Origin of the sequence: Rubripirellula obstinata (assembly GCF_001642955.1) — a bacterium.
Taxonomy (GTDB): Bacteria; Planctomycetota; Planctomycetia; order Pirellulales; family Pirellulaceae; genus Rubripirellula; species Rubripirellula obstinata.
This window is the reverse complement of sequence record NZ_LWSK01000144.1, coordinates 1-12322: the sequence shown is the minus strand read 5'-3', so window position 1 is coordinate 12322 and position 12322 is coordinate 1. Positions and strand designations below refer to the sequence as shown.

9 protein-coding genes are annotated in these 12322 nt (G+C 53.2%); 6 read left to right on the top strand and 3 right to left on the bottom strand.

The annotated features are described in order from the left end of the window. Positions 1-396: 396 nt before the first annotated feature. Entirely contained in the window at positions 397-1644 is a 1248-nt protein-coding gene (locus RC85_RS22450; RefSeq protein WP_068266985.1) for an FAD-binding oxidoreductase, read from the top strand. A gap of 79 nt (positions 1645-1723) precedes the next feature. On the opposite strand, the gene RC85_RS22445 is transcribed toward RC85_RS22450, so the two are convergent. Next, entirely contained in the window at positions 1724-1993 is a 270-nt protein-coding gene (locus tag RC85_RS22445) for a VF530 family protein (RefSeq protein WP_068266984.1), read from the bottom strand. 177 nt (positions 1994-2170) lie between these two features. Here RC85_RS22445 and RC85_RS22440 point away from each other — a divergent pair, with 177 nt between their 5' ends. Beyond that, complete coding sequence (locus RC85_RS22440; RefSeq protein WP_068266983.1) at positions 2171-3661, top strand: nicotinate-nucleotide adenylyltransferase; 1491 nt, start codon at positions 2171-2173, stop codon at positions 3659-3661. Here RC85_RS22440 and RC85_RS22435 read toward each other — a convergent pair. Further along, positions 3641-4144, bottom strand: a complete 504-nt coding sequence (locus RC85_RS22435; protein WP_149752845.1) for a hypothetical protein — start codon at positions 4142-4144, stop codon at positions 3641-3643. The two genes, RC85_RS22440 and RC85_RS22435, sit on opposite strands and share 21 nt — an antisense overlap. 411 nt (positions 4145-4555) lie before the next feature. Here RC85_RS22435 and RC85_RS22430 point away from each other — a divergent pair, with 411 nt between their 5' ends. Beyond that, positions 4556-6547 carry a coiled-coil domain-containing protein gene (locus tag RC85_RS22430; protein WP_149752844.1) on the top strand — a complete coding sequence of 664 codons (1992 nt, stop codon included), beginning with the start codon at positions 4556-4558 and terminating at the stop codon, positions 6545-6547. A gap of 19 nt (positions 6548-6566) precedes the next feature. Here RC85_RS22430 and RC85_RS22425 read toward each other — a convergent pair whose 3' ends face one another. Then, the gene (locus tag RC85_RS22425; protein WP_068266980.1) at positions 6567-8756 is read right to left on the bottom strand and encodes a S8 family peptidase; all 2190 of its coding nucleotides are present in this window, start codon (positions 8754-8756) and stop codon (positions 6567-6569) included. A 278-nt stretch (positions 8757-9034) separates the two neighbouring features. On the opposite strand from RC85_RS22425, the gene RC85_RS22420 reads away from it, so the two are divergent. From RC85_RS22420 to RC85_RS22410, 3 genes are all read left to right on the top strand, one after another. Next, positions 9035-9751, top strand: a complete 717-nt coding sequence (locus RC85_RS22420; protein WP_149752843.1) for a hypothetical protein — start codon at positions 9035-9037, stop codon at positions 9749-9751. A gap of 123 nt (positions 9752-9874) precedes the next feature. After that, complete coding sequence (gene glmS, locus RC85_RS22415) at positions 9875-11776, top strand: glutamine--fructose-6-phosphate transaminase (isomerizing) (protein ID WP_068266978.1); 1902 nt, start codon at positions 9875-9877, stop codon at positions 11774-11776. 105 nt (positions 11777-11881) lie between these two features. After that, positions 11882-12082 carry a hypothetical protein gene (locus tag RC85_RS22410; protein ID WP_068266977.1) on the top strand — a complete coding sequence of 67 codons (201 nt, stop codon included), beginning with the start codon at positions 11882-11884 and terminating at the stop codon, positions 12080-12082. Positions 12083-12322 lie beyond the last annotated feature (240 nt).

Here is a 12322-nt window from a genome sequence, read left to right as displayed (position 1 = left end):
GGCCGGAAGCTCTCTGCCGGGGATGTAAATCCCCGGATGGCAGCGTTCTATCTCACTTATTCTCTGGCTGGGTTTCGCGGCGTAGCCGCGAAACCGAGCCAGAGAATTGATGTAAGGCAGCCATCCGGGTGCTCGCGCACCCGGCAGGGAGCTGCCGGCCCTCCGGGCCTAACGCGCGTTCTTCATTTCTATCCTCTCTATTTTGATTTCTTGCCCATCCATCTTTTGCCATCATCAAACTGTTCCAGGATCAGGCGAATGCTGATCAAATCGTCAGTCCCAAGCCGACGCCTTGGTGACGTTCACCGAGAAGTGTCAGAATTGCCTTGTTTTTCGTGGATAAAAACCTAGGTTTTGAAAAGTCCGTCCCCGACGCAGCACCCCTCATGGAACGTCATGCCTGGAACCCTCGCAATTATCCTGATTGTTCCAATTGTTGCGCACCTGCTTTTCGCGGAATTGGTGGCTCGGCGCACCGAACGTCGTTATCAGACCGACATTGACGACCAGTCGTCAAACCTGCTGTTAATCAACAGCGACGCGTCCAATGCAAGGAATGTCCAGCCAGTCGCGACTGATTGTTCTTGGAAAGGTTGGCGAAAGATGGTCGTCGCTAGCATCCATGACGAATCACCCGATTGTCGATCATTTAAACTACAACCGCTCGACGAAGGATCGCTTCCGCGCTATTTGGGCGGCCAATCGATTCAGGTAAGGATACCGGCGGGTGGAGCCGCAGGTTCCCTATCGCGGTTCTACAGCCTATCCAGCGGACCTGGCGAAGACGGCTATCGGATTACGGTTCGGCGAGTTCCCAATGGTCGATTCAGCACTCAGCTTCACGACGCCATTGATGTTGGCGATGTGCTGGAAATCCAGTCGCCGCGAGGTCGATTTCACATCGATGCAACCGCGCCTGACCGCCCTTTGCACCTGATCGCGGCCGGCATCGGAATCACACCGATGCTTTCGATGCTGTTGCACAGCCTAGAAGAAACACCGTCCCGCGAAGTTCACCTGTACTATCAATTGCGAGACGAAACGAACGCTCCGTTTTTGCGTGCATTGCGATTTTTAAATCAATCGCTCGAAGCATCCAGCTTGTTTGGATTGCATGTCTGGTTCAGTCGCCCGACCGAGAATCAAATGATGAAGGCGGGCGAATTTGATGGTCGGATTACGTCAGAGCAAATCGTTACCGAACTTCAGCGTGGCGATCTTGATTGCGACTATCGGATCTGTGGGCCGGTTCCGTTTATGGAATCAATGGCCGAAGGACTGATCGCACTGGGCGCAAATCCAAAGCGGGTTCAGTACGAATCGTTTGGTGGCAAGCTGAAGAGTCCAGGCGCAATATCGGTAGAACAGAACTTTGATGAGCAAAGCATTTCGCACCATGTAAAATTCTGCAATGGTAACACCGAAGCGATCTACACCGATGCATCGAGTAGTTTGCTGGAACTTGCCGAGACTTCGTCTGTACCCGTCGTTTCGTCGTGCCGGGCGGGGATTTGCGGATCGTGTGTCCATCGTTTAGCCCGTGGTAAAATCCAATACGCCCAACAACCCGAGTGCGAATACGGTGAGGATGAGGTTGTGTTGTGCATGGCGCAGCCAACCAGCGACATTGAAATTGACGTTTAGGACGAACACAAATCGTTGTCGCAAAAGCCGCGATGCTGCCTGAAAACGCTGCTTTTGCGGAGCAAAAGGCGACTATCTTTCACTCGTCATCATCTGATGACGTGGGCGGAATTGGTTGATGGTTGAAATATAAGGATCGTAGATAGAGTCGTTCTACCTTGGCTCTTGCCCAGTCTGTTTTGCGCAGAAATTTTAAGCTGGACTTGATACTTGGGTCATGCGTGAAGCAGCGAATATCGATTCGAAACCCTAGCTCTTCCCAGCCGTAGACTTCGACCAAATGTTCCAACATTTTTAGCAGGGTGATGCCATGCAGAGGATTGTTGGGTTGCGGTTGATCGGTGGTCATGGCGGGTTCTTGGATTCACGTCGAAGGGTGATGTGCTGATTATACGGACTATGCAGGTGCCTCGGTGACAGTGACGCCAAATCAGCTTAATCGCACAGAATTTGCCAGCCAGCAGCGTCTGTGTAATCAATACCAATGCGTTGACTTATTCAAGGGGCACACACGGGGAAAAACGCCATGGCATCGGAACGACCAAACACTGAAAGCAAAGCACTCGCCGTCAATTTGGACGCACGACGCTACGGATCGTTCGCTGAAATTGGTGCTGGGCAAGAAGTGGTTCGCTGGTTCTTTCGCGTCGGCGCGGCAGCCGGAACGATCGCCAAAAGCATGTCGGCCTACGACATGTCCGTCAGCGATGCGATTTACGGACCATGCGAGCGATATGTGTGCCGCCAACGTCTGCAGGACATGTTGGACCGCGAACACGCACTGAACCTTGAACGACTACGTGAAAGCCGCGGCGATACGACCGCATTTTTCGCTTTTGCCGACACGGTTTCCGCTCGAAACTTTCACGGCACCAACGAATGCCACGGATGGATGGGGATTCGTTTTCAGGCTCATCCACGTGACCAAGACAGTCAAATCATCATTCATGTCCGCATGCTGGACACCGAAAACTCTCTACAGCAAGAAGCACTTGGCACCGTTGGTGTGAACCTGTTGTACGGTGCGTTTTTCCTGAATCACGAACCTGATCAATTGGTCGAATCGCTGCTGGACAACTTGAGCACTCGCCGAATTGAAATCGACATGATCGAGTTCTCCGGCATCGCGTTCCGGCACGTGGACAATCGCGTGATGAGTTTGCGATTGGTTCAGCTTGGGCTAAGCAACGCTGCCATGTTCTCGGCGGATGGTGACGTTCTGCTGCCTTCGGAAGTGCTTCGTAAAAAGCCAATCCTTGTTGAACGCGGCAGCTTTCGTCCGTACACCAATGTGAATAAGGACATGTTGGAATCGGCCAAAGAAAAGTTTGCCGCTGAAGAAGACGTCGATGCAGATGAGGTTGTCACGATCGCTGAAATCACGATGCGAAATCTGCGTGCCAATGGCGACATTGACCTGCGAGACTTCCTGGAACGCGTTGACGTTTTGGCCGCATCGGGCATGACGGTGATGATCTCGGATTACTTTGAGTATTACCGCTTGGCGGCCTACCTAAGCCACCAAACCAAGAAGAAGATCGCCATCACGATGGGCGCGGCCAGCTTGATCGAGTTGTTCGATGAAAAGTACTACACCGAATTGGATGGTGGGATTCTTGAATCGTTTGGGCGACTCTTTAAGAACGACTTGAAGCTGTACATCTATCCGTTGTTGGATCAAGAAACCGGCGAACTGACAACGGTTGAAAACTTGCAGGTTGCCGATGACCTTCGCACCTTGTACCAGTACTTGGTTGACAAGAGCGAGATCGAGCAACTGGACAATTACAATCCAGAGTACCTATCGACATTCTCTCGCGATGTCTTGCAATTGATCGAGTCCGGCGACGATGCCTGGAAGCAGCATGTTCCAGAAGAGGTTGCCAACATCATCGAGCGACGTGGCTTCTTTGGATGTCGTCGGCTGCCAGTTGCAAAGCCAACTCAACCAGCAGTTGCACCGCTCGCGTTAGAACAAGACCTGTTGGCGGCTTCCTCATCGGCGCTGCTTAGCTAACGACATCGCTTTGAGATAACGGTCACGCCGCGCGTTGTTGACTCGAATAGGTCGAACGCTGTTTCCATGTCGTTGGTTTTCGACGTGAAAAAAGAGTTCTGTTTCTAGCAGGTCTCGCTGGTAAACGACGACGCTCCAGCAATGAACCAAATCATGATTCGGTGTGTACTTGCCGAAAATCCTTGCTTCAACATTTGAGTGAAGCTTCTTGAGTTCCGCCCACTCGTTTAGAAACTTGCTGAAGTGACGCGGGTTTCGTGCGGCTCGGCGCAGTCTGGCCGATTCATCGTCCAACCGATCGACCCACTTTTCATCGGTGCGATCGATGCCGCGCACCCGCAGTACAACTTTTTCAAACCTCTCGACCGCCGATTCGTATTGCCCGGCAAGCTGATACAGCGGCGGCCTGTTTTCTGCATAAGCAGCCGAGGCGTGAATCAGAACTGTGACGAGTACAAAAGATGCGGCGTTGCGAAGGGGCATTTCGACTCCGTGCTGTTGAAATGAAATCAGATTTCCCCACACGCCGCACCCAGCGTTCCATCGGTTTTCAACTCAGCACCCAGTCAACACAAGTTGCTTTCGCGAAAGCACTTAGGTGACAAGCTTCGCGAATGCTGAGCAGCCATTCGCTGTATTCATTTCGACAACGCGAAATCGAAACGACACTTCTTTAGGCCGTATCGAGCGGCGTGAAATACGGCAAGGTGCGACATCGCCGTATTTCGATCCACTCAATGCGGCCTACATTTTTATTCGTGCAACGGATCGAAATCACCATCGACGTCGGCGATGTTGGGTTGCTATAGGGCGGTAGCAGGTGTCGCAGAAGGCGGTGCCGATGTGCTCATTTTCCAGAATCAGAGCATCCCACCTTTCGACCGGAATCGACCGATGAGTGTTTTATTTGATTACGCATTCCTTTCCTCTATCTTCTTTATCATTGCCGGAATCCTGATTGGTTACCTACTTTGGTATCACGATCGTTCCGCAGATTCTGTGAAGATGACAGGCTTGGAAAGTCGTTACTTCAAGGCTCGCGGATCGGCGCGTCAGCGTAAGCGTGAATTCGTGAAACTGCAAAAGAATGCTGCCGGTCAAGAAAGTGACTTGGCCGAACTGAACAGTCAGTTGGCGACACTGCGCGGCAAGAACAGCAAGCTTGAATCGGTGGCACTGGAAGCCGGTGACGAGATCAAACGCCTGAGCCGAGAAAAAGAATCAGCAGAGAGCAAGTTTCAGGAAGAAGAATCGCGGAGCGAGTCGCTGGTTGCTCAATTGCAAGAGGCGCTTCAACAAAAAACGTCGATCGAAAAAGACGCCGAGGTTCGCCAGACCACTCACGCGCAACTGCAAACAAGTCATCAAGAACTTGAGGCCGAAATTCAACGGTTGCGGTCCAGCATGGACAACCATGCTCAAACGATCGCCACCGATCGCAGCGAAATCAGCGACATGAAGTCACAGCTTGCCCAGCGTGATCAGCAACTGCAAGCTGGTAAACAGCAACAAGCAAGCTTGGAAGCGGAGATCACGGAGCTGAAGCAATTGCTTGACGCCCAAGCATCCTCGGCCGACCTCAGTGCTGCCGACCACGAATCCACCCTGTCGCAGCTTCAGTCGGAAATCGATCAGCTACGTCAATCGCTGAAAGAAACGCAAGCCGATCTGGTTGATCGTTGCGAAGACCTGGACCAAATTCGCGAAGAACGCGATGCGGCGGCGACGCAGCGGGACGCTGTCACGTCCGAGCGAGATGCACTTGCGACTGATCTTGAATCGGCTGCGAGTTCGTTGGGCCAGCAAAGGCAATTGCTGGAATCACGCGAAGAAGAAGTGGATCAGTTCAAGGGTGAACTGGGCAGCTTCCAACAGAAATACGAATCCGCCAGCGAACAAATTTTGGTGATTCAACGCGAGAACGAAACACTTCGATCCTCGTTGGGCCAGCTAGGTTCCGAAAAGGAATCACTGAACTCCAAAGTCACGCAGCTTGAACCGATGTGTGATGAACTTTCAGAAGACAACGAATCGCTTCGTTCGTCGATTAGCCAATTGGAAACAGAGAAACAGTCGCTGCAAAATCAAGTCAGCGAATTGGAACCGTTACGCAACGAACTGTCAGAGATTGAGAGCGTGTTAACGGAGACGAGGACTGTCAACGAGCAGCGAGTCGAAAAGATTCAAACGCAAACCGCTCAAATCGAATCGTTGACGGCTCAACTAGAACAGATCGAGGTGTTACAGCAAAACCTGATCGATACGACTCAGCAGTTTGAAAGCGTCAAGGACGAGAACAAGCGATTGCTAGCTGTCTTGCAAGAACGTGAAGCAATCCTTGACCAAAATCAGATTCAAATTGAGGAACTCGACAAGACTTCGCAATCGCTTCAGTTGTCGATGCAAGAGAAGGAAACGGTTTGCATTGATCAATTGAAACAGATCGAGCTTTTGAACCAGCAGCTTGGACAATTGCAAACGGATATGGAAAAACAGTCGAGTCGTTTTGCTGAGCTGCAGAAAACCTTGACCGTAAAATCGAGTCAGTACGACAAGTCACTTGCCGAGATTACGGGCTTGACCAAGAGCCTAAGCGAGCAGCGTGAGACGTTGACCAAGCTGACCGCGGACTTGGCCGATGCGGAAGAGTTGCGTCCAAAGAACGAGTTGTTGTTGTCGCGAATCAATGAATTGATGGCACACCTAAAACGGGTCAGCGGCGAACACGAAGATTCGCTCGAAGCGAACGCCGCGGCGCTGGATCGGATCCGAGATTTGGAATCCGACCTGCACGCACAGGCTGCAAAGATCCGCGAACTCCGCCGCGAACGCGGATCAATTCGGGATCTGGAAAGCGGCGAAGGCGAGATCCGACGGGCGGCGTAAATCCCAATGTAGCGGCCTGCTAAAACTCTTGCCCGAAATCGGCGAACACGTCGCGGCTTGTTTCGGCTTCGTCTTTGTCTTCATCGACGGGCCAAACGGGCAAGGTTTCTGATTGGGTGGATAACTCAATCCGCTGGAAATCTTCAAACGCTTCGGTGCGAGCGAACCCACGAGCGATTCGGACCGAGTTGTCTTCACCGGTCCATTGAACGCGATCGCTTTGAACGTCCCAGCGGTCAAAAGTCGATCCGGAATCCGCGGCGCTCGAATAGATTCTTGCGACGTCGTCACCACCGGAAGTCGATGAAGCGACCGTCGATTCAAATCCGTTCGCTGAAACGTGATAACCAGGTCCAGCGATCACGCTGCGAGCGGCAGAGATGCTGAGCGTGTCGTCGCCGGCGGAATCGTTGATTTCGATCGAGTCAAAACCGTCATTGCTGGCGAAGGCGTGAACTCGCTCGAAACCGTAAGCCAACTGAAATGTCTCGTCACTTTTTAGGCTGCTAAATTGAGGACGGACCGATAGCTGATCGTCGCCCGCACTGTCGTGAAGGAACGCGACATCGTTGCCGCCGTGAATTCCGTGAACGAAAATACGATCAACCTGTTCGACATCAAAACGGAATCCGACGCCTTCCAGTGTTGCTTCGGTGGGCTGCGAACGAAGGGTGTCATCGCCGGGCGAATCAAACAGCGTTGCACGGTCTGCGCCACCGCCGCCGACGAAACGCATATTTTCAAAGCCACGAAATTCGATCGTCACACTTCCGCTGGTCAGGACACTCGTTCCGCTATCGCCTGCATACATGATCAAACGCTCGGAACCTTCACCGCCAAAGATTTCCAAGTCGTCGTCGCCACCGCTGACGTCGATGACAATGGTCGAATCGGCAACGGACTGACTGAGTGAATAGGTTTGATCGCCAACCTTCAATTGCAAACCGTCACGTAGATCAAGTTCAATCGATTCGCTTTCGTTGGTCCCGGTGTATCCAGTCAGCACCGATGGCAGATCGATGGTCGGCGAATCACCATCGCTGGCAATTTGGTCTTCAATGCTGCTGTCAGCGATCAAGTCGGACAGGTCGATCGTTCGGTACGACAATCCAGAAACCGAATCGTTGTGCAGCGACGCCAGTGCATCCATTCGATCCAGGATCGCTTCGGGCGTGACCTCGATTCCTTCGGCAATCATGGACTGGCGAACCAGCATCGAAATGCCGGCCATCTGCGGTGTCGCCATGCTGGTACCGCTAAGGCTTGCGAAGTCGTCTACGTTGCCGTCCCAACCAAAGACATGATCGGGAACGCTGCCAACGATCGTCTGACCGGGTGCTGCCCAGATGCCATCGTTGCGTTGTGCGAAGTCGCTTAGTTCGCCCAGTGGATCGACGGAGGAAATCGGAACGACCGATGGGCTGGATGCTGGATATAGGATTTCATCGAGGTCTTGTTCGGCTGCGTCAAAGAAATTCCCTGCGGCCGCGAAGACCAAAATTCCGTCTTCACGAAGCAAACCAAGTTCGTCTTCCAGCATGTTCATTGCGAACAGTCGGTTGGCGTCACTAAGTGCGGCACCGACGGATAAGTTGACGGTCGTGATCGGCGATTCAAAGCTGTTTTGGTTTTCGTGAACCCATTGAAGCGCCGATTCGATCCATTGCAGTTCGCCTGCGCCGGCGTCATCGAACACTCGCAAGGCGACAATGTCAGCACCGGGTACGATTCCGTTTTGCGATAGGTCGGCTTGCAGGTTCGACTCGCCCGCCAACAGGCTGGCAACGTGGGTGCCGTGATAACCGGCGGGCCCGTCGTCGTAGGGGTCGGCGTCGTTTTCGGCAAAGTCCCAACCGCCAACGACCCGATAACCTGGACCGAATCCTGAACCGTTTCCTGAATTGCCGCCACCCAGGCTGACATGGTCCCATGCCACGCCGCTATCGATCACGGCCACGGTTTGACCTGATCCATCGAAGCCCGTCAAATCCCGGAACTGGGCAGCCTGGTCAAGTAAGCTAGTTGGCGATTGGTGTTGATTGTCGATCGAATCGGCCAGTGAATCCGAGGCCAATGAATCCGAGGCCAGCAGATCGATTAGCACATCGGCCGCTAGCGAAGCGGATAGCGCCAATCGTTCCTCGCAGGGTTCGATTGCGCTAGGCGACAGGTCGATGTCGGATCGATTTGGCTTCGCTGGATTGTTCATACGGTTTCTTGTTTACTTTGTTTGGCGGTTGCCACAGTTCAGGTGAGCCGCTTACCCGACTAAGTCTTTCTAAATCAGAAATCTGCTGAAAACCTACTCGTCAACAAAAGAAACCTAGGCCGCAGATTCGCGCGAAGTTTGCCTAACCAGATTCTGCATGAAAGCGGTCGAGCGAGCGCCTGGAATATTCCGATACAAACGGTCGAGCCGTTATAGATGGACATGACTTCGTGACGTCCGCTCGGCGACCACCCTTCTCTGATCAAGGTCCGCGTTCGATGGCGCTGCTGAAACTGTGGAATTCATTGTTGGGCCGTTCGTCAACCGAATCGCCACAAGCAGATCAATCGCCACAATCCGCACAAGATGCTGGCCCTGCGAAAGCGTCTTCGCCTAAACCAGCAACGAACTCGGCTGCGAAGAACTCGGCTGCGAAGAAGCCGACTGCGAAAAAATCAGCGCAGCGGTTGAGTCTGTTTGGCAACGCTTCGCCACACGCAGCACTGATGAAACAGCTCCGCGGTTTCACGGCCGAATCGGTGCTGGAGATTTCAGTCGGCGACGGCAGCCGGGCCGTGGAAGTGATTTCGCTGCTGAACCAGAACCAAGCGAAGAAGTCGGGTGAAGAGGCCGAAGCAACGAAGATCCGTTACGCCGTCATCGACCAATTCGAGATGGGTGGGGGCGAGCACACCCTGATGCAGTTTCATCAAACGCTGCGTGGTGCTGGAATTCGACCTCAAGTTTTCCCCGAAGTGATCGACCGAGGATTAACGCGAGTCGCACACACGATCGGATCGATCGACTTGATCCTTTTTTCCGCGGATGCCGGGTCCGGATCGCCCGGTGACAGTTGGGCGACGCCCGAGATCAAGACGTTGCTTTCCCGGGTCACTCATGACCACAGTTTGATCTTGTTTCAAAAAGACGACGTCTGGGAAAAACTGGCATTGTCAGAATTAGGCTCAGAACCGGTATATCGTCGCGCCGCCTAGCCCATTCGGTGGCTAGAACGCGAAATGTCACTTTCGCGAGCCGTGCAACCCATCTATCTTGACGAACCGGCAAGGTCTTTTTTGGCCTCGTGATCGTTCGTTTGGTAGTTGGAAATCTTTAAGATGTGCGGAATTGTTGGTTACGTTGGCTCCGATGACGCTTGCGACTTTCTGGTCGAAGGCCTTCGACGGCTGGAATATCGCGGCTACGACAGTGCGGGTGTGGCGATTCAGCCCCCGCCAAGCGGCTCGAATTCTGATTCCGAAAGCAGCGATTCCGAGAGCAGCGGATTTTATGTCACTCGTTCGGTCGGCCGAATTGCATCGCTGGCTGGAAAGATCGGCGACGAACCGGTTCGTGGGGCACTGGGAATCGGACACACCCGTTGGGCGACTCACGGACCGGCAACCGAACCCAATGCTCACCCGCACCTGGGCGGTGACGGCGAAGTTGTATTGGTTCACAACGGTGTGATCGAGAACTTTCAAGTTTTGAAAGACGAATTGATCGCCAAGGGCTATGAGTTCAAATCGGATACCGACAGTGAAGTGATTGCCCACCTGATCGCTGACGCATTGAAGCAAGCACCCGAGACCGCCGAACAACCCAACCTACGATACTTGACCGCTGTTCAAGCATCGGTCGCGCTGCTGCGTGGTACTTACGGATTGGCGATCGCGTTTCGCGACCAACCCAACCTGATCATTGCCGCACGGTTTGGCAGCCCGCTTGTGATCGGCGTCGGACGTGGCGAGTACTTTGTGTCGAGCGATGCATCACCGCTGGCCGGACGAACCGAACGCATTGTTTACATGGCGGACCATCAAATCGCTGTGCTAACGCCCGAAGGCTTTTCAGTGATCCATCGTGATCAGGGGAAAGTGCGTGTGGACATTCGTCCGCTAGAAGTCGGCAGCGGCGAAGCCAGCATGGATGGTTACGACCATTACATGCTGAAGGAAATCTACGAACAACCCGAATCGATTCGCAACGCGATGCGAGGTCGCTTGGATGACCAGAATGCGACTGCGATTTTTGGTGGCTTGAATTTGACACCGCAACAACTGCGTAGCGTCGAACGAATCATCTTAACGGGCTGCGGAACCAGTTGGCATTCGGCGCTGGTGGGCGAGTACCTGATCGAAGAACTGGCGCGGATTCCTGTTAATGTTGAATACGCCAGCGAGCTGCGATATCGAAATCCGCCCATCGAAAACAATACGCTTGTTTTCGGAATCACGCAAAGCGGTGAAACCGCTGACACGTTGGCGGCGCTCAACGAAACCAAACGCAAGGGGCATCGTACGCTGGCGATTTGCAATGTCGTTGCCAGTTCGATCGCGCAGGCCGCCGACGGTGGTGTCTACCTTCACGCTGGTCCTGAAATCGGCGTCGCCAGTACCAAGGCGTACACGTCGCAGTGCTGCGTCCTGGCAATGCTGGGTTTATTCTTTGGTCGCATGCGGCATCTAAGCTTTGAAGGTGGTCAGCGGTTGATCGAGGAACTTCGTCGATTGCCCAATGCGGTGCAGCAAGCGTTGACCTGTGATGAACAAGTCAAAGAGGTCGCTAAGAAATACGCCGACGCCAGCACCGTGTTGTATCTGGGCCGACAGTACAACTTCCCGACCGCATTGGAAGGTGCGTTGAAGCTGAAAGAGATCAGTTACATTCACGCCGAAGGCTACCCGGCCGCTGAAATGAAGCACGGGCCGATTGCCTTGGTGGATGACGCAACACCCAGTGTGTTCATTGTTCCACAAGGATCGACGTACGAAAAAGTTTTGGCAAACATGGAGGAAGTCAAAGCTCGTGGCGGTCCGATCATTGCCGTCGCTAGCCACGACGATGCACATGTCGAAGCAATTGCAGACGACGTGATCCGCGTTCCACAGGTGCAAGGATTCCTGCAGCCAATTGTGACGGTGGTTCCCCTTCAATTGCTGTCCTATCACATCGCTCTATTGAGGGGTTGCGACGTCGATAAGCCCCGTAACTTGGCGAAAAGCGTCACCGTCGAATAATTATCGCTTGTTGAGGTCTCGTGAAGCAATTATTCCTATTCACTGGAGATACTTGCTTTTGATACCGGTTTCTCTTTCTACTTCTTCTCTTCAAAGACTTACCTCATGAATCAATCTGGACTCAGCTACAACTCTCGCAAAGCTCTTATCAATAACATTGGTGAATCAGCCGGCACCGAGATCTCGAACCTGATCAATGAACTGGTCGCCGAAGTCGAAGAGCTTCGTCGCACCAAAGTCACCATCACGCGAATTGTCCCGGGCGCGAACCATGACAGTCCTGAACTGATCGAAGAACCGGTTTAGCGGTTTTTGTAGGCCGGAACTGCGCCAATGCACAAAACGACCCGCGAAATTTGACCGCCGAACCGCGTGGGCATTGCCTGGGCCGCTAAATCTTTGGTATTGACATAGTATTTTGCAATTAAGAATATGTTCCGCTTTCAGTCCAATGCGGCCATTCGAATCGTAGGAGGCAACTCGATCGATTTCCGTTGCGGGCTTGTCCCGGCGGAATCACAACTGGCGGCTACCAATGCTCCGTTT